General features: G+C 55.7%; 18 protein-coding genes and 1 pseudogene. 12 read left to right on the top strand and 7 right to left on the bottom strand.

Features of this window, described 5'->3' with window-relative positions; all coding sequences use genetic code 11:
• The 5 genes from BM029_RS24675 to BM029_RS24695 form a co-directional block, all read right to left on the bottom strand.
• A partial coding sequence (locus BM029_RS24675; protein ID WP_139217338.1) for a transposase occupies window positions 1-295 on the bottom strand: 295 nt, incomplete at its 3' end.
• 137 nt (window positions 296-432) lie between these two features.
• Window positions 433-1,011 carry an ATP-dependent Clp protease proteolytic subunit gene (locus BM029_RS24680; protein WP_092414462.1) on the bottom strand — a complete coding sequence of 193 codons (579 nt, stop codon included), beginning with the start codon at window positions 1,009-1,011 and terminating at the stop codon, window positions 433-435.
• Window positions 1,012-1,147: 136 nt separating this feature from the next.
• Complete coding sequence (locus BM029_RS24685) at window positions 1,148-1,963, bottom strand: MetQ/NlpA family ABC transporter substrate-binding protein (protein ID WP_092440600.1); 816 nt, start codon at window positions 1,961-1,963, stop codon at window positions 1,148-1,150.
• 40 nt (window positions 1,964-2,003) lie between these two features.
• A complete protein-coding gene (locus BM029_RS24690; RefSeq protein ID WP_092440602.1) occupies window positions 2,004-2,663 on the bottom strand; it encodes a methionine ABC transporter permease in 660 nt (219 codons plus the stop codon).
• A complete protein-coding gene (locus BM029_RS24695) occupies window positions 2,663-3,724 on the bottom strand; it encodes a methionine ABC transporter ATP-binding protein (RefSeq protein WP_092440626.1) in 1,062 nt (353 codons plus the stop codon). Before BM029_RS24695 ends, BM029_RS24690 begins: the two co-directional genes overlap by 1 nt.
• Before the next feature lie 191 nt (window positions 3,725-3,915).
• On the opposite strand from BM029_RS24695, the gene BM029_RS24700 reads away from it, so the two are divergent.
• The 5 genes from BM029_RS24700 (at window position 3,916) to aceA (ending at window position 9,707) form a co-directional block, all read left to right on the top strand.
• The gene (locus BM029_RS24700; RefSeq protein ID WP_092440604.1) at window positions 3,916-4,128 is read left to right on the top strand and encodes a hypothetical protein; all 213 of its coding nucleotides are present in this window, start codon (window positions 3,916-3,918) and stop codon (window positions 4,126-4,128) included.
• Between the two features lie 166 nt (window positions 4,129-4,294).
• Entirely contained in the window at window positions 4,295-4,963 is a 669-nt protein-coding gene (locus BM029_RS24705; RefSeq protein ID WP_139217339.1) for a hypothetical protein, read from the top strand.
• A 282-nt stretch (window positions 4,964-5,245) separates the two neighbouring features.
• Window positions 5,246-5,581 carry a hypothetical protein gene (locus tag BM029_RS24710; protein WP_092440608.1) on the top strand — a complete coding sequence of 112 codons (336 nt, stop codon included), beginning with the start codon at window positions 5,246-5,248 and terminating at the stop codon, window positions 5,579-5,581.
• Between the two features lie 180 nt (window positions 5,582-5,761).
• A complete protein-coding gene (locus tag BM029_RS24715) occupies window positions 5,762-8,131 on the top strand; it encodes a TonB-dependent receptor (RefSeq protein ID WP_092440610.1) in 2,370 nt (789 codons plus the stop codon).
• A gap of 280 nt (window positions 8,132-8,411) precedes the next feature.
• The gene (gene aceA / locus BM029_RS24720; protein WP_092440612.1) at window positions 8,412-9,707 is read left to right on the top strand and encodes an isocitrate lyase; all 1,296 of its coding nucleotides are present in this window, start codon (window positions 8,412-8,414) and stop codon (window positions 9,705-9,707) included.
• 103 nt (window positions 9,708-9,810) lie between these two features.
• Here the strand turns inward: aceA and BM029_RS24725 are convergent, their stop codons facing one another.
• Entirely contained in the window at window positions 9,811-10,287 is a 477-nt protein-coding gene (locus BM029_RS24725) for an Lrp/AsnC family transcriptional regulator (RefSeq protein WP_092440614.1), read from the bottom strand.
• 203 nt (window positions 10,288-10,490) lie between these two features.
• Here BM029_RS24725 and BM029_RS24730 point away from each other — a divergent pair, with 203 nt between their 5' ends.
• From BM029_RS24730 to BM029_RS24755, 7 genes are all read left to right on the top strand, one after another.
• On the top strand, window positions 10,491-11,468 hold the full coding sequence (locus tag BM029_RS24730; RefSeq protein WP_092414452.1) for an ABC transporter substrate-binding protein: 978 nt from the start codon (window positions 10,491-10,493) through the stop codon (window positions 11,466-11,468).
• A gap of 20 nt (window positions 11,469-11,488) precedes the next feature.
• Window positions 11,489-11,623 (top strand): hypothetical protein, encoded by a 135-nt coding sequence (locus BM029_RS26490; protein WP_256381620.1) that lies wholly within the window; start codon window positions 11,489-11,491, stop codon window positions 11,621-11,623.
• Window positions 11,624-11,632: 9 nt separating this feature from the next.
• Window positions 11,633-12,580 (top strand): ABC transporter permease, encoded by a 948-nt coding sequence (locus tag BM029_RS24735; protein WP_092440616.1) that lies wholly within the window; start codon window positions 11,633-11,635, stop codon window positions 12,578-12,580.
• The gene (locus tag BM029_RS24740) at window positions 12,580-13,374 is read left to right on the top strand and encodes an ABC transporter ATP-binding protein (RefSeq protein WP_092440618.1); all 795 of its coding nucleotides are present in this window, start codon (window positions 12,580-12,582) and stop codon (window positions 13,372-13,374) included. Before BM029_RS24735 ends, BM029_RS24740 begins: the two co-directional genes overlap by 1 nt.
• A 42-nt stretch (window positions 13,375-13,416) precedes the next feature.
• The gene (locus BM029_RS24745) at window positions 13,417-14,700 is read left to right on the top strand and encodes a Glu/Leu/Phe/Val dehydrogenase dimerization domain-containing protein (protein ID WP_092440620.1); all 1,284 of its coding nucleotides are present in this window, start codon (window positions 13,417-13,419) and stop codon (window positions 14,698-14,700) included.
• 35 nt (window positions 14,701-14,735) lie between these two features.
• Window positions 14,736-15,812 (top strand): 4-hydroxyphenylpyruvate dioxygenase, encoded by a 1,077-nt coding sequence (gene hppD / locus BM029_RS24750; protein WP_092440622.1) that lies wholly within the window; start codon window positions 14,736-14,738, stop codon window positions 15,810-15,812.
• Between the two features lie 200 nt (window positions 15,813-16,012).
• Window positions 16,013-17,101 (top strand): porin, encoded by a 1,089-nt coding sequence (locus tag BM029_RS24755; RefSeq protein WP_092440624.1) that lies wholly within the window; start codon window positions 16,013-16,015, stop codon window positions 17,099-17,101.
• A 53-nt stretch (window positions 17,102-17,154) separates the two neighbouring features.
• On the opposite strand, the pseudogene BM029_RS24760 reads toward BM029_RS24755, so the two are convergent.
• Window positions 17,155-17,465: pseudogene (locus BM029_RS24760) on the bottom strand (DDE transposase); the annotation flags it as partial.

Here is a 17,465-nt window from a genome sequence, read left to right on the forward strand (position 1 = left end):
CGGTGAGCCTGAAACCGGCGAACCAGCGATACGCGACGTTGACTTGCACCTCGCGCATCAACTGTCGCTCGCTGCGCACGCCAAACAGGTAGCCGATGAATAACAGCTTGAACAGCACCACCGGATCGAGCGCCGGACGCCCGTTATCGGCGCAGTACAGATGTGCCACTTTCTGACGGATAAAGTCAAAATCGACCGCCGCGGCGATCTTGCGTAGCAGGTGATCGCTGGGCACCAGGCTTTCCAGCGTCACCATCTCCAGCTCGTGCTGGTAAGGCGCAGGGATTTTTAGCATCCCTAATTATAAAAAAAGCCTCCCAATTTCGGAAGGCTTTGTCAGCAACCTGAAGGGAGCAAGTGTTACTTGCTCCCTTTTGTTCATTGTGCGCCAGATCGGGTTTCAGGTTTATTGGAACCGATCGTGGCCTGGAGTTATGAAAGCTCTTTGGAGCTCACGATTGATTTAGACACCAGGCCATACTCAATCGCCTCTGGCGCCGACATCCAGTAATCGCGGTCGATGTCAGCCATCACTTTTTCCGGTTTCTGCCCGGTTTCTTTAGCGATCAAGGCGCCGATACGTTCGCGTACGCGAATAATCTCACGCGCCTGGATCGCGATATCGGAAGCCTGGCCACCGACACCACCGCTTGGCTGATGAATCAGGAAGCGCGTGTTTTGCAAGCAGAAGCGGCGTTCTTTAGGCACTGCCAGGAATACGTTGACTGCCGCGCTGCCAACCCAGCCGCTGCCGATCATGTTGACCGGCGCGTCGATGAATCGAATGACGTCATGGATTACGTCGCCCGACTCGACATGACCGCCGGGTGAGCAAACCAGGAGATTGATCGGCGCCTGGGATTCGCCGGACAGAGCTATCAGTTGCCTGACAACATCCCGTGCGAGCGTATCGTTAATTTGGCCGAAGACCAGCACTGTGCGTGATTTAAATGCTTTTTCTTCAAGGAATGCATCGCGCTGAGATGGGTTTGCTTCTACTTTTTCTTCCATGATATGCCTCTAAGGTCGATGTTTTTGTGAATCGTCAGACCGCCAGTGTAAACCAAAAACCCCTCGCAAATTGCGAGGGGTTTTTTATAACCGGTTGTCGTCGACTATGGACGATCAACTATTCCATCTGCATCAATTAAAACGCCGGCACCACCGCGCCTTTGTATTTTTCTTCAATGAATTTCTTCACTTCCGGCGAATTCAATGCCACCGCCAGTTTTTTCACAGCAGCGCTATCCTTGTTGTCCGGACGGGCAACCAGCAAGTTGGCGTAAGGCGAATTGGCATCTTCGATAAACAGCGAATCCTTGACTGGATTGAGTTTGGCTTCGATCGCATAGTTGGTGTTGATCAGGGCCAGGTCGACCTGGTTCAACACGCGTGGCAAAGTCGCAGCTTCAAGTTCCTTGAACTTCAAGTGTTTTGGATTTTCGATGATGTCTTTTTGTGTAGCCGAGATATTGCCTGGATCTTTGAGTTTCAACAGTCCTTGGCGTGACAGCAACAGCAGGGCGCGTCCAGAGTTGGATGGGTCGTTCGGGATGGCGACCGTTGCACCGTCCGGCAAGTCAGCCAGTTTCTTGTACTTGGTCGAGTAACCCGCGAACGGCTCGACGTGCACCTTGGTAACGACTACTTCGACATCGTTCTTGTGATTTTTCTTGAATTCGTTGAGGTAGGGCAGGTGCAGGAAGAAATTGCCGTCGACCCGTTTTTCGTTGGTCTGCACAGCTGGCTGAACGTAGTCGGTGAACACTTTGACCTGCAGATCGACACCTTCCTTGGCCAGGATCGGTTTGACGAATTCCAGGATCTCTGCATGCGGTACCGGTGTCGCGGCAATCACCAGCTTGTCGGCAGCTTGCGCCGGAGCGATCAGGCTGAAGGTCGAAAAAGCGGCTGCAGCCAGTCCCAGCGATAACGAAAACTTGCGTGACGATTTGTGTGACATATTCACTCCCTTTTAGATTTTAAAAATACAAACAACTGACTTATTTACGTGTGAAATGCTGCACCAGCCGATCGCCGGAAAACTGCAGTACCTGCACCAGCACCACCAGCACGGCAACCGTGGTGACCATGACCTCAGTCTGGAAACGCTGGTAGCCGAAACGAATCGCCAGGTCGCCCAGGCCGCCGCCGCCGATCACGCCGGACATCGCGGCGTACGACATCAATGCAATCGCCGTGACGGTGGTGGCGGCGATCAGGCCGGGCAGGGCTTCCGGCAACAGCGCGCCGAAGATGATCTGGCGTTTGTTGGCGCCCATGGCCTGGCAGGCTTCCACCACGCCGCGGTCGATTTCACGCAGCACGTTTTCCACCAGGCGTGCGAAGAACGGCGCGGTGCCCAGCACCAGCGGCGGAATCGCACCTTGTACGCCAAGCGAAGTGCCGACCAGGATTACAGTGACCGGAATCATCACGATCAGCAAAATCAGGAACGGCACCGAACGCAGCACGTTGACGACCAGCGACAGCACCCGGTAGATGCCGCGCTGTTCGAGCAACTGGCGTTTGCCGGTGATGAACAGCAGGATCCCGAGCGGCAGGCCGAGCAATATCGTGAACAACAAGGAAAAACCGGTCATGGCCAGGGTTTCCCAGGTGGCTTGCCAGATGTCGGCCCAGTCGATAAGAGAGAAATCCATTATGCCAATACCTCATGTCGGATATTGTGTTGATCGAGGGTGGCGAATACTTGCGCCACATCGGCCGGCTCACCGCGCAATTCCACCAGCAACTGGCCGTAGGGCGTGTCCTTGATGCGCGCGATGGTGCCTTGCAGGATAGTGATCAGCGCCGGCGTGGCGGCGGCGATGCTGCTCAGGATCGGCTGGTAGGTGATATCGCCGACATAGGTCAGGCGCACCAGCAATCCGCGCAGCTGGGTGATGCCGGTTAACGTAGAGGGCTGCGTCGATGGCAGCAATGCCGTCTCTGCCAGGAATGGCGTGCTTTCGGCAACCATGCTTCGGGTTACCGCGTGCTGCGGATGAAGAAATACTTCCGCGACATCGCCGGCCTCCACAATGCGGCCGGCCTCGATCACCGCAACCCGGTCGCAGATATTGCGGATAACCTGCATCTCATGCGTAATCAGCACAATCGTCAGGCCCAGCTTGCGATTGATATCGAGCAGCAGGCGCAGGATCGCTTGCGTGGTTTCCGGGTCAAGGGCAGAGGTGGCTTCGTCGCATAGCAGCAGGTGCGGCGTGTTGGCCAATGCGCGGGCGATACCGACACGCTGCTTCTGGCCGCCCGACAATTGCGCCGGATACTTGTCCCGGTGTTCGCTCAGGCCGACCAGGTCGAGCAATTCGGTTACCCGGGTAGCGCGTTCCTGCTGCGTGTACTTGCCGGTAATTTTTAGCGGCCAGTCGATATTGGCGGCCACGGTCTTGGCGTTGAGCAGGTTGAAATGCTGGAAAATCATGCCGATCCGCTGGCGCAGCCGATGCAGGCCGTTATTGTCCAGCGTGGTGATGTCTTCACCCTCGATCGATATTTTTCCGCCGGATGGGCGTTCCAGCATGTTGAGGGTGCGGATCAAGGTGCTTTTGCCGGCGCCGGAGCGGCCGATGATGCCGAAGATTTCGCCCTTCTTGATATGCAGGTTGATGTCGGCTAATGCAGCGACGGTAGTGCCGGCGGCAGGTTTTGCTTTGCGTTCCAGCGGATAGGTTTTATGCAGGTGCTCGATACGAATCACGGGTTTGTTCACAGTGTTCAGTCAGGCATGCAATCTTATCAGCGGTCCTATATACACCAAAGTTATATATAGTTATTTGTATATAACAAACATGCTGTTAAACCATGCTTCCGTTGCATGAAGATGCCGGGACGAAGGTGTTGGAATGACATCATGCAAAAGATGTTTTTTTATGGCATAGTGGGCTCACTATGAAAGCACTCCAGAGCGAATTGGCCAAAAGAATTCTCGCTGACCCTAGCGCGACGCTGCAGCTGCGCGCCTATTTGGCCAGCAAGAATTCCAAATCGTCGCTATCCACTACAGCCACCACGGTCTCCAATGACGAAGACGTTATCAGCTTGCATTCCGCGCAAGAGGGTACTGTCCAGTACCGTATCAAAGTCGTTCCCAAGGCCGCCTGAGCGGAACGACGAATCTAGCCGCCGAACCTAGCCGATGAATGTAGCGCTCCCTGCTTTAATCGTCTTCCTGCTGTTACTCCCCGGTTTTATTGCTCGCTCCCGATTTAAACGGGCAGAACGCATTTCCCTTGATTATTCTCCGTTCGGGCAAATTGTCACCGAGGCGATGCTGTGGAACTGCGTTTTCCACCCTTTGTGGTTGCTCGGGTCTGCGGTGTTATTCGGGCATGTGCTGCAACCGCTGCTGCTGCTGGAACTGTTGTCATCCGATCCCGCCAGCCAGGCCAGGGCGATCGAGGGGATTGCCCGGCAATTTTCCTGGATATGCGCTTATTTCCTGAGTTTGTATGCCGGCGCCTGGGTCGTGCCAAATTGTTTTCGGCTCGCCATCACCCGCTTTCGGCTGGACCGCTCCGGCGCCGGCTGGTTTGTTCCCTGGCTACGCTTTAACCAGGCACCCTGGTATTACCTGCTGACTGGCGCCGATTTCGACCAGGATCAGCAACCCGACTTGATTGCCGTATCTGCGATTGTGAATGTTGCCGGACAGGCGGTATTGTTTACCGGCATCCTCGATGATTTTTTTGTCGATGCCAGCGGCAGCCTGGATCGCCTCATCTTGTCGCAGGTGATGCGGCGGCCGCTGGTCGCCGATAAGGAAGACAGCAGCACCGTAGCAGACGATCTGGCGCGCTTCTACGGGGTCGACGGCGATTATTTCGTGTTGCGGTACAGCGAGGCTATTACGTTGAACATCGAATACATCAAAGTCGACATGGATGTGGCTGATACCCCGGCTACCGCTCCGGCTACCGCTGCGGCCTCCAGCACATAGCGGGCTAGCTGTTATCCGCACTCATTGTCGACTAAATGCCAATTAATTTATGCAACTCTGTTGCAAATATATTGCAAGCAATGCCGGTTCGCGATTACACTTGCAGCTTGCCGTCGTTGATTTCCGTCGACCACACAAGTTATGTAAGCCACATAAGCCAGGCCAAAACCGCATGTATCTTCAGATCATTCCTGTCCAGTTATCGCCGCGCTTAGCGCGCGAGACAGGCTCGTCTGCGGATTTGCGAAAGCGCGCCATGCCGTGTAGCCGCGCGAGCTTCTCATGCGGCTGATTGTCGAGCCGCATTTCCACGCCCGGCGCCGCTTCAAGCTGCGCTTGCAGCAGTTCGCGCTATGGCTGGCACTGGCGATCCTGGTAACGCAGTTGGTCGGGATGGCATTTCATAATCACAGCCTGGCCGAAACTTCGTCCGACTGTGTCAGCTGCGACCTAGCTGCCGATTTCCCGTCTCCTGTTCCAACCATCCCGGTGCCGGTGCTGACACCGGTCCTGGTGTTTGCGTATCGCACCGCTATCGAACCGGTCTATGCCTTTATACCGGCGCAGAAACACTTCCTGATTCCGCATTCTCAAGCCCCGCCGACCGTCGCCGTCTGACCTTCTGTAATCCCATTATTTCTGACCAGAGACAGCCTTGACGTTGTCTGGGCCTCATTTCCGGTTCGCGTTGCGGCGTTTCCCAGCGTTTTGCAACGTTTACCGCCGATCTGGAGATGACAGCCCGGCAGCTCGGCGTCGGGTTATTCGCGGGGCTATTCCCTTTATTGGAGTTTGAGAATGAAAACACGCCTGTTGCGCCTGAGCGCCCTGATTGCGCTTGCCTACGGCTTTGCTATTCCTGCAGCTTATGCGCAGTCCGCCCCCAAACAAATTAGCGGCGCCATCCATGATGCGCTCGGCCATCCTTTGCCGGACGCCACCATCGCCTTGAAAGATGCGACCGGCAAGGCCGTCGGCACTACCAAGAGCGATCAGCAAGGGCATTTCACCTTTAGCGACATTGCTCCCGGCAGCTATGCCATCAGCGTTGGCAAGCCTTCCTTCCAATCGGAAAATGGCACGGTGACAGTGGCCGACGAGGCCGGCGCAACCGCCGATATCACGTTGAAAGCCAGCCAGGCAAACACAGTCCAGGCGGACAGCGCGGTGGTGGTCACCGCCGATCGGCTGGATCGCGCCAGGAACGGGATCCAGGTGGAAACCGGCAGCAGCATTTATCGTATCGGCCGCAAGGAAATCGCCGCCATGCCGCAAGGAGAGGACACTGCGTTCAATGAAGTCTTGCTGCGTGCCCCCGGCGTGGCGCAGGATTCCTTCGGCCAGTTGCATGTGCGAGGCGACCACGCCGACCTGCAATATCGGCTGAACGGCATCATTTTGCCGGAAAGCATTTCCGGTTTCGGGCAGACTTTGGATACCCGCTTTGTCGACAGCGTCAGCGTCCTCACAGGCGCCTTGCCGGCGCAATATGGTTATCGGACTGCAGGTGTGGTCGATATTCATACCAAGACCGGCGAGCTGGTCAATGGCGGCAATATCGGTGTTCAGATCGGCAGCAACAACACGCGCCAGGTCAGCGGCGATGTCAGCGGCAGCACCGATTCCTTCAGCTACTACATCAACGGTTCCTTTGAAGCCAACAACCTGGGTATCGAAAATCCTACCGGCGCGTCGAGTGCTTTACATGACCGGACTTTGCAAAACAAGGCTTTCGGTTATTTTTCCTACCTGCTCGATGCGGATACGCGCGTCAGCCTGATCCTGGGCAATTCGGATGGCCGTTTCCAGATACCGAACAGTGCAGGACAGACCCCGAGTTTTCAACTGGACGGCGTGACCGAATATCCTTCGGCTAACCTGAACGAACGCCAGCGCGAAACCAATCGCTACGGGATTCTTGCCCTGCAAGGAAAAATCGGTTCGGACATCGATTATCAGGTGGCGGCATTCAGCCGTTACTCGAAAGTGCTGTTCGAGCCGGACCAGGTCGGCGACCTTTTGTATACCGGCGTCGCCTCGCAGGTATTGCGGACGGGCCTGGCGAACGGCTTACAGGCCGACGGCAGCTATCATTTGAACGCCAACCATACGATACGCGCCGGCATCAACTATACGCGTGAGAACCTGAAGAACAGCAACAACTCGCTGACTTTCCCGGCGGACGATAGCGGCGCGCAATCGTCTACCCAGCCAATCTCGCTGGCCGACAGCAGCCAGAAGACCACCAACCAGACTGGCGTGTACCTGCAAGACGAATGGAAGCTGAGTGATAAAGTGACCGTGAACTACGGCGCCCGTGCCGACTGGGTGAATGCCTATGTCACCGCCAGCCAGTTCAGTCCGCGCATCGGCGTGGTGTATCAGATGACGCCGCAGACCACCTTCCATGCCGGTTACGCCAAATACTTTACGCCGCCTGCCAGCGAGCTGATCGGCTCCAGCACCATCGCCAGCTTTAACGGCACCACCAATGCTTCGCCTAGCAGCCTGAACGATCCGGTGCAGGCGGAAAGCTCGGACTACTTCGATCTTGGCGTCAATCATCAACTGACACAGCATTTGACGCTGGGGCTGGATGGCTACTACAAGAAAGTGAAAAACCTGCTGGATGAAGGGCAGTTCGGATCGGCGTTGTTGTACACGCCATTCAACTATGCACAAGGCAAGGTCTACGGCCTGGAGCTGACGCTCAATTACCGCAAGGGCGATCTGGGTGGATATTTGAATGTGGCGCGCTCGACCGCGCTGGGTAAAAACATCATCTCCAGCCAATACAACTTCGCGCAGGATGAACTCAATTACATCGCCAACAATTGGGTGCACCTCGATCATGACCAGAGCATCACTGCATCGACCGGCGTCTCCTATCTGTGGCAAGGCACGACGTGGACTGCGGATGCGTTGTTCGGCAGCGGCTTGCGCAGCGGCTTCGCCAATACCGATCACCTGCCTGTATATACCGAGGTCAACCTGGGTGCGAGCCATGTGTTCAGCGATAGTCCGATCGGCAAATTCACTACGCGTTTAAGTGTGATTAATTTGTTCGACAAGGTCTATGAAATACGCGATGGTTCCGGCATCGGCGTCGGCGCCCCGCAGTATGGGCAGCGGCGTGGTTTCTATCTGTCGATGACAAAATCGTTCTAAATGTAAGGTGGGGAGCTAGCGCCCCGTCTTTAAATGCAATATTTCATAATGCGGAATTTGCGTTTCGTATTATGAAATTTGAAAATGCGAGGCACCATTTCGATATTTCACTCTCAGGAATTTTATTCCACATCGCGAAAATTTAAAGTTAAGTTATTGAATTTAAACGAAATAAAATTACTTATATGTCTTATATAAGACATTGTTGCCGCGCACAGATAAGCCTACTATTTAGTCATCGGATTTGATTTCACTTTTTGTTTTTAACAGGAGAGCGACGATGACTACACGTGAACAGCAAGTAGCAGCCTTGGCCAAGGACTGGGCCGAGAACCCACGCTGGAAAGGCGTTAACCGCAATTATTCGGCGGAAGACGTGGTCCGTTTGCGCGGTTCGGTACAGATTGAACATTCGCTGGCAAAGCGCGGGGCCGACAAACTTTGGACATTGCTGCACGAAGAGCCGTTCGTCAACGCCCTTGGCGCACTGACCGGTAATCAAGCGATGCAACAGGTCAAGGCTGGCTTGAAAGCGATCTACCTGTCGGGCTGGCAAGTTGCCGGCGACGCCAACCTGGCCGGCGAAATGTATCCTGACCAATCGCTGTATCCAGCTAATTCGGTACCGCTGGTGGTCAAGCGTATCAACAATACTTTCCAGCGCGCTGACCAGATCCAATGGTCGGAAGGTAAAGACGATATCGACTTTTTCGCGCCTATCGTGGCCGATGCAGAAGCGGGTTTCGGCGGCGTGCTGAATGCCTACGAACTGATGAAGTCGATGATCGATGCCGGCGCAGCCGGTGTGCACTTCGAAGATCAGCTGGCATCCGTCAAGAAGTGCGGCCACATGGGCGGCAAGGTGCTGGTGCCAACCCGCGAAGCGGTCGAAAAGCTGAACGCAGCGCGTCTGGCGGCTGACGTTTCTGGCACATCGACTCTGGTGATCGCTCGTACCGATGCCGAAGCAGCTGATTTGCTGACGTCCGATGTCGATGAAAACGACAAGCCGTTCCTGACTGGCGAACGTACGGTCGAAGGTTTCTACAAGACCCGCCCAGGTATCGACCAGGCTATCTCGCGCGCACTGGCTTATTCGCCATACGCCGATCTGGTGTGGTGTGAAACCGGCAAGCCGGACCTGGCTTTCGCCAAGAAATTCGCGGAAGCGGTACATGCCAGGTTCCCAGGCAAGATGCTGGCGTATAACTGCTCGCCATCGTTCAACTGGAAAAAGAACCTGGACGACGCGACTATCGCCAAGTTCCAGAAAGAACTGGGCGCCATGGGTTACAAGTTCCAGTTCATCACACTGGCCGGTTTCCATGCGTTGAACTACTCGATGTTCAACCTGGCGCACGGTTATGCACGCAACCAGATGTCCGCATTCGTCGAACTGCAAGAAGCCGAATTCGCAGCCGCCGACAAGGGCTTTACCGCGGTCAAGCATCAACGCGAAGTTGGTACCGGATATTTCGATGCAGTGACCCAGGCTATCCAGCAAGGCCAGTCGTCGACTACCGCTTTGCACGGTTCGACTGAAGATGAGCAATTCTTCGAGGCGAAGGTTGCCTAAACTGTTTTAGAGGTCACTGGCACGAGTCACTGGCGCTATCTCGCCAACAGCCTGAAAGGCCGCATCCCACAAGGATGCGGCTTTTTTTCATTTTGCCGACGCTTCAGGCGGCCGGCAGCGGCAGCATGTTGGTCGATTTGATTTCATCCAGGCAGACGCTGGATCGGACGCCGCTAACGCCGCGCATGCGCATCAGCTTTTCCATCAGAAAATCAGACAGTTCTTTCAAATCGTGTGCGGTGACCTTCAGCACATAATCGAAATCACCGGTAATCGAGTAGCATTCCAGAATCTGCGGCCATTCGTTGATGGCGCTCCTGAATCCGGACAAATCGTTGATATGGCCTTTTTCCATCGATACGTGAACGAAGGCAATTACGTTCAAACCCAGGCTGGCGGGGCTCAGCCTGGTCTCATAGCCGACGATAAAGCCAGCTTCTTCCAGCCGGCGATGGCGGCGATGGCATTGCGGCGCGGATAAATTGACGGCTTCCGCCAGCTCCAGATTGGATGCACGACCATTTTTCTGCAAAAAAGTTAACATTTTGCGATCGATTTGATCGATATCAATTTTGTGCAATTTATTCTCGATTTATGGGTTTGTAGCGAAATTATATTTCATAACCGATTGAAAAACGGCCTCAACTCGCAAACCAATTTTCAACGTTAAAAGCTATACTTTTTTCAAAATAACATATGGCGCCGCAGAGAGAAAACCTCTGTTGCAATATAATAAAGAGGCCGATTCCCGGCACCCAAACTGACTTATCTGGAGACAAAGTCATGAAATTTCCTTTCTTGCGTTCCGCTATCGCATCTGTAGTGTTGCTCAGTCTGGCGGGCGTATCCGCTTCCACCGCCTATGCCGCCGACAAAACGGTGGTAGTCACCGCAATCGTTGAACATCCGGCGCTTGACGCCGTGCGCGATGGCGTCAAGGACGAGTTGAAGGCTGCCGGCTACGAGGCCGGCAAGAATCTGAAGTTCGAATATCAAAGCGCGCAAGGCAACAACGCTACAGCGTCGCAGATCGCCCGTAAATATGCCGGTAGCCAGCCGGATGTCGCGGTGGCGATCGCCACTCCGTCAGCCCAGGCGCTGGTGGCTGCCACCAAGACCGTGCCTATCGTGTATGCCGCAGTGACCGATCCGGTCGCTGCCAAGCTGGTGAAGAGCTGGGATGCATCCGGCACCAATGTCACCGGTGTTTCCGACATGTCGCCATTGGCCAAGCAGATCGATCTGATTCGCCAGGTGGTGCCTAAGGCCAAGCGCATCGGCGTGATCTACAGCCCGGGCGAAGCGAATTCGGTATCCATCGTCGAATCGCTCAAGAAGCTGCTGGCCGGTACCGACCTGACGCTGGTCGAAGCCGCCGCTGCCCGCACCATCGATGTGCCTAGCGCTGCGCAGAGCCTGATCGGCAAAGCCGACGTGATATATGCGCCTACCGACAACAATGTCATGTCGGCGTTTGAAGGCATCGTCAAGGTTGCAGAACAAGCCAAGTTGCCTATCGTCGCTGCCGATACCGGCGCGGTGAAGCGCGGTGCGACAGCTGCCATCGGTTTGAACTATTACGATCTCGGCCGTCAAACCGGCAAGATCGTGGTGCGCATCCTGAAGGGTGAAGCGGCTGGCAAGATCGCTTCGCAAACCAGCACGACATTTGAACTCTACGTCAATCCAAACGCTGCCAAGAAACAGGGGGTGACCTTGTCGCCTGAATTGATCAAGTCGGCCAAGGTGGTCGAACAATAAGATGTGTGTGGATGGCTGCCATGGCCATCCGCCCGTCGTATTTCTGGCGCTATATTGCCGGTGATTTTGTTTTGTTGGTGAACCGCCTCGCCAACGGCCTCGCCGCCTGGCTGGCGCGGCCATTGGCGTGGCGGTTCTGTAGCTTATTGAAGTAAAGGAAGTATATGTCGCTCATCGCTTCGCTTGGCGCCATCGAGATCGGCCTGATTTTCGGTCTGGTCGCGCTCGGCGTGTTCTTGTCTTTCCGTGTCGTCAATTTTCCCGACCTGACGGTCGACGGCAGTTTTCCCCTCGGCGGCGCAGTTGCCGCAACTCTGATTGTCTCTGGCTGGAATCCCTTCCTCGCCACCTTCGTCGCGCTGCTGGCCGGCGGACTGGCAGGCTGCGTGACCGCCTGTCTGAACGTGTATCTCAAGATCATGCAATTGCTGGCCAGTATCCTGGTGATGATTGCTTTGTATTCAGTCAACCTGCGCATCATGGGCAAACCTAACGTGGCGCTGATTAGCGAGCCGACGGTGTTCAGCATGATCCGCATCGGCGATTTGCCTGATTATTGGGTACAACCGTTGGTGATGGTGGTGATCGTACTGATTGCCAAGATCTTGCTGGATGCCTTTTTTGCATCCGAGACCGGGCTCTCGATGCGTGCCACCGGCGCCAATGCGCGCATGGCGCGCGCCCAAGGTATTTCTACCAATCGCCAGACCGTCTGGGGCCTGGCTATCTCCAATGCCCTGGTGGCGCTGGCTGGTGCGCTGTATGTGCAGACACAGGGCGGCGCCGATATTTCGATGGGCATCGGCACCATCGTGATCGGACTGGCAGCGGTGATCATCGGCGAAACAGTGGTGCCGGCGCGCAGCCTCGTGATCACTACCGCGGCCTGCATCTTCGGCGCCGTGTTGTACCGCTTCTTCATTGCGCTGGCGCTGGATATGGATTTTATCGGCCTCAAGGCGCAGGACTTGAATCTGGTGACAGCATTGCTGGTCGGGTTCGCGCTGCTGATACCTAACTTCAAGCGCAGCTTCGGCCGCATGCGCGGTAATGGAAAACTCAAACCTTCTGGCGGCAGCGTCGTGCCGGTCACCCGGGAAGGGGAAAACTGATGTTACAACTGAATAATCTTGAAATTACTTTCAATCCCGGCTCGCCTATAGAAAACAAGGTGTTGCGCGGCCTTTCACTAGAAATCCCGTCTGGGCAGTTTGTCACCGTAATCGGTTCCAACGGCGCCGGCAAGTCGACCATGTTGAATGCGGTCTGTGGCGACCTGATGGTGGATAGCGGCAGCATCACGATCGATGGCACCGATGCAACCCGGCGTACCAGCTGGCAGCGTGCCGATCTGGTGGCGCGGGTGTTCCAGGATCCGATGGCGGGCACTTGCGAGAGCCTGACGATTGAAGAAAACATGGCGCTGGCATGGAAGCGCGGCTCGAAGCGCGGCCTGCGTTTCTCCTTGAACCGTTCCATGCGCGAACTGTTCCGGGAGAAGCTCAGCATTCTCGGCCTGGGGCTGGAAAACCGTCTGTCCGATCGCATGGGCTTGTTGTCCGGCGGCCAGCGCCAGGCAGTCAGCCTGTTGATGGCTTCGTTGCAACCGTCGCGCATCTTGCTGCTGGACGAGCATACCGCCGCGCTGGATCCGAAAACCGCAGCCTTCATCCTGGCGCTGACCGCCAAGATCGTCGAGTCCAGCCAGCTGACGGCGATGATGGTGACGCACAGCATGCGGCAGGCGCTCGATTACGGCACGCGCACGGTGATGCTGCACGAAGGAAAAGTGATTCTGGATGTGCATGGCGAACAGCGGCGCGGCCTGGATGTGCCGGATCTGCTGCGCATGTTTGAAACCACGCGCGGTGAAAAAATCGATGACGACAAGTTGTTGCTCGGTTAAATACCCGGCGTTGTTATCGCCACAGATATACCAAGGAGAAGTATGAAGGCTTTACTCAATGCGTTTGAAAGCAAAGCGCCGGAAATCGTCTTTGAATGGCATGACGCAGAAACCCCGGCGCGTGGCTGGATCGTCATCAATTCGCTGCGCGGCGGCGCTGCCGGCGGCGGTACCCGCATGCGCAGCGGGCTGGACCGGCGCGAGGTCGAATCGCTGGCGAAGACCATGGAAGTGAAATTCACCGTCTCCGGCCCGGCCATCGGCGGCGCAAAATCGGGTATCGATTTCGATCCTGCCGATCCGCGCAAGGATGGCGTGCTGAGCCGCTGGTACAAGGCAGTGACGCCTTTGCTGAAAACCTATTACGGCACCGGCGGCGACTTGAATGTCGACGAAGTCCATGAAGTGATTCCGATGACCGAAAGTTATGGTTTGTGGCATCCGCAGGAAGGAATTGTGAATGGTCATTTCCAGCCTAGCGACAGCGAGCGGATTCAGAAAGTAGGGCAGTTGCGCATGGGCGTGGCCAAGGTGGTGGAAGACGCGCGCTACACGCCGGCTGCCAGCCGCAAATATCTGGTGGCGGACCTGATCACCGGCTGGGGCGTGGCGCAATCCGTATTGCATTACTACAGCCTGTATGGCGGTAGCGTAGAAGGCAAGCGCGTAATCGTGCAGGGCTGGGGTAATGTCGGCTCGACTGCTGCGTATTACTTGTCCAAGGCCGGTGCGCGCGTGGTCGGCATCATTGATCGCAATGGCGGCCTGATCAATGCCGATGGCTACAGCCATGAGGAAGTGCATGCCTTGTTCCTGGCCAAGCAGGGTAATCAGCTGATCGCGGAGAACATGCTGTCGTTCGAGGCTTGCAACGCAGCGATCTGGAGCGTCGGCGCCGACATCTTCCTTCCATGCGCCGGCTCGCGCCTGGTCAGGCAGGAGCAGGTGGACCAGTTGATCGCCAACGGTCTCGAAGTGGTTTCCAGTGGCGCCAACGTGCCATTTGCCGATAGCGACATATTTTACGGCCCGATCTATGAGCATGCCGATAACCGCGTTGCCGTGATACCGGATTTTGTCGCCAATTGCGGTATGGCGCGCGCCTTCGCATTCCTGATGCAAAGCCAGGTCGAGATATCGGATGAAGCCATTTTCGGCGACGTCTCGGCAACCGTGGCTGCGGCACTTGAAAAATGCCACAGCCAATCCGCTAGCCATACCGGCATTGCGAAGGTGGCCTTTGAAATCGCCTTGCAGCAACTGATTACGCCGAAAGTTACACCAGAAATCCCGGAGCAAGCTGCTACCCGCAGCCGGTCCGTTTGACCCAGTCCACCAGACTTTATATTCAGGAGTACCTTATGTCCGACCTTTTTGAAAACCCTATGGGCCTGTGCGGCTTTGAATTCGTCGAGTTCGCATCACCAATGCCGAACGTGCTGGAGCCGGCGTTCGAAGCCATGGGCTTCGTCAAGGTGGCGCGTCACCGCTCCAAGGATGTGACACTGTATCGCCAGGGCGATATCAACTTCATCATCAACTACGAGCCGAAAAGCCCGGCTTATTACTTTGCCAAAGAGCATGGCCCGTCTGCCTGCGGCATGGCATTCCGTGTCCACGATGCGCACCTGGCTTACCAGCGCGCGCTGGAGCGTGGCGCCGAGCCGATGGAGATCAATACCGGTGTGATGGAGCTGCGTTTGCCTGCGATCAAGGGTATCGGCGGCGCGCCGCTGTATCTGATCGATCGTTTTACTCCGGGCAAATCGATCTATGACATCGATTTTGAATTCATCGAAGGCGTCGAGCGCAATCCTGTCGGCGCCGGCCTGAAAACCATCGACCATCTGACCCACAATGTGTACCGCGGCCGGATGGCGCATTGGGCCGCTTTTTACGAGCGACTGTTCAATTTCCGCGAAGTCCGCTATTTCGACATCAAGGGCGAATACACCGGGCTGACATCCAAGGCAATGAGCGCACCAGATGGCAAGATAAGAATTCCCTTAAATGAAGAATCATCCAAGGGTTCTGGCCAGATCGAAGAATTTCTGATGCAGTTCAATGGCGAAGGAATCCAGCATATTGCTTTGCAAACAGATAACCTGATTAAAACCTGGGACGCCTTGAAAAAAATGGGCACGCCGTTCATGACGGCGCCGCCGGCAACCTATTACGAGATGCTGGAAGGGCGTTTGCCTGGCCATGGCGAGCCGGCCGGTGAACTGCAAGCGCGCGGCATCCTGCTGGATGGCGTCTCGGACGATCAGGGACAACGCCTGCTGCTGCAGATATTTTCAGCGACCACCCTGGGCCCGGTGTTTTTCGAATTTATCCAGCGTAAAGGCGATGAAGGCTTCGGCGAAGGCAATTTCAAGGCGCTGTTTGAATCGATCGAGCGCGATCAGATACGCCGCGGCGTCCTGAAATCGGAATAAACCTAGTGGGGTTTTTACAACAACTTGTTTTGGGAGAAAGTTGTGCTGATATGATGTCCGTTCAGCTTTATCCCCGGCAGCGCTGAAATGGCAGCGCAATGTAGTAGTAGTGGCGGTAAAGCGATGGCTAAGGCGACGTAGCAATATGTGGCCCGTGCAATCGAAAAAAATCTAAAAATGTTCAACCTATGGAGACGTGCATGAAAAAAATCACTTTGTTATTGGCTGCGGCGGGGTTGGTCAGCGGTGGCGCAATGGCGCAAACCAGTGTCACCATCTACGGTATTGTCGACACCAGCATCCGCTATCTCAGCAGCGATAACGCGGCCGGACAGCATAACTTTGTAGTCACCAACGGCGCGATCTCGAACAGCCGTATAGGCTTCAAAGGCTCTGAAGATCTGGGCGGTGGCCTGAAAGCGGTTTTCCGTCTCGAGAATGGCTTCAATTCCGATACCGGCGGCATGTCCAGTCCTGGCGTCTTGTTCAGCCGCCAATCTTACGTTGGCCTGAGCGGCGCTTTCGGAACGATCACGGTGGGGCGTCAACAAACTCCGCTGTTTGATTTGATGGCCGACCATTTCGATCCGCTGACCGTCGGCAATTACGACCAGAACTCGTGGATGCCGGCCGGCGCGACCCTGGTTCGCAATTCCAACATGCTCAAGTATTACGGCACCTTCGGCGGCCTTGCTGCCGGTGTGAGCTATGCTGCGGGTGAGCAGGCCGGATCGGTCAAGCGGGGCAGCCAGATCGGCGGTACGCTGGCTTATACCGCGGGTCCGTTTGCCATTGGCGGCGGCTTTCAGCAAACTGTCAGCGCGGTCAATTCGGACTGGAAAGACACTGCTTATAATCTGAGCCTTTCCTACACCGTGGGCGCGGCCAAACTGTTCGGCGGCTACTATCAGATCAAGGACAGCACTGGCACTACCCCGGCGTATTTCGGTGTTTCCAATAGCGCGGCTGCCATCAACGGCGGTATCGCCGGTGTCGAGCGCAAGGACAATGCTTACTTCCTGGGTGCGACCTTCCAGGCAACTCCAGCCTGGTCGCTGACTGCAGCCGGTTACTATGACAAGAGCAAGAACGTCACGGTCGCCACCTTAGGCAACCTGGGCGACGGCACGCGTTATGCGCTGGTCGGCGTTGCGGAATATGCCTTGTCCAAACGGACCCAGGTCTACGGTACAGTGGATTACAACAAGGCTAAGAACGCAGCTTTGTCGGAACTGGTTGGCCGGGATAACGTGACTGGCGTTGCCGTTGGTATCCGTCACATTTTCTAAGCCAGGTAATCCGGTAATCAAAAAAACGCAGCTTCGGCTGTAATGCCGTTCAGTTAAGCAGGTTTTCGTAGAACGCGAGTAGCATAGCGCTGTGGTTTTGCCTTAACGGCCCGGTCGAATTTTCGATCGGGCCGTTCGTCATTGAGAAGGCTAACGAGCCTTTCACGGAGATGCTTCATCGAAGCGGGCAGCTTGCCGTAGGACCTGGTGACGGCGGCCCAGTGAAGCTCGAACTGGATCAAATGAAAGGCGCGGATGAAGCTTACTTGCGTGGGTTCACATTTGACCACCAATGCTGCCTTGGCAATCTCCAGGCGAATCATGTTGTAGGCGATCAGGGTGCCCCATATTTCCTGATATACGC

Source organism: Collimonas sp. OK607 (genome assembly GCF_900111995.1).
Lineage (GTDB): Bacteria > Pseudomonadota > Gammaproteobacteria > Burkholderiales > Burkholderiaceae_D > Collimonas.

Coding starts and splice junctions, on each gene's coding strand:
- BM029_RS24735 (WP_092440616.1), top strand. CDS start 11,633: ATGTCGCTCATCGCTTCGCTTGGCGCCATCGAGATCGGCCTGATTTTC.
- BM029_RS24710 (WP_092440608.1), top strand. CDS start 5,246: ATGCGGCTGATTGTCGAGCCGCATTTCCACGCCCGGCGCCGCTTCAAG.
- BM029_RS24745 (WP_092440620.1), top strand. CDS start 13,417: ATGAAGGCTTTACTCAATGCGTTTGAAAGCAAAGCGCCGGAAATCGTC.
- BM029_RS26490 (WP_256381620.1), top strand. CDS start 11,489: ATGGCCATCCGCCCGTCGTATTTCTGGCGCTATATTGCCGGTGATTTT.
- BM029_RS24740 (WP_092440618.1), top strand. CDS start 12,580: ATGTTACAACTGAATAATCTTGAAATTACTTTCAATCCCGGCTCGCCT.
- hppD (WP_092440622.1), top strand. CDS start 14,736: ATGTCCGACCTTTTTGAAAACCCTATGGGCCTGTGCGGCTTTGAATTC.
- BM029_RS24685 (WP_092440600.1), bottom strand. CDS start 1,963: ATGTCACACAAATCGTCACGCAAGTTTTCGTTATCGCTGGGACTGGCT.
- BM029_RS24730 (WP_092414452.1), top strand. CDS start 10,491: ATGAAATTTCCTTTCTTGCGTTCCGCTATCGCATCTGTAGTGTTGCTC.
- aceA (WP_092440612.1), top strand. CDS start 8,412: ATGACTACACGTGAACAGCAAGTAGCAGCCTTGGCCAAGGACTGGGCC.
- BM029_RS24755 (WP_092440624.1), top strand. CDS start 16,013: ATGAAAAAAATCACTTTGTTATTGGCTGCGGCGGGGTTGGTCAGCGGT.
- BM029_RS24715 (WP_092440610.1), top strand. CDS start 5,762: ATGAAAACACGCCTGTTGCGCCTGAGCGCCCTGATTGCGCTTGCCTAC.
- BM029_RS24680 (WP_092414462.1), bottom strand. CDS start 1,011: ATGGAAGAAAAAGTAGAAGCAAACCCATCTCAGCGCGATGCATTCCTT.
- BM029_RS24690 (WP_092440602.1), bottom strand. CDS start 2,663: ATGGATTTCTCTCTTATCGACTGGGCCGACATCTGGCAAGCCACCTGG.
- BM029_RS24705 (WP_139217339.1), top strand. CDS start 4,295: ATGCTGTGGAACTGCGTTTTCCACCCTTTGTGGTTGCTCGGGTCTGCG.
- BM029_RS24700 (WP_092440604.1), top strand. CDS start 3,916: ATGAAAGCACTCCAGAGCGAATTGGCCAAAAGAATTCTCGCTGACCCT.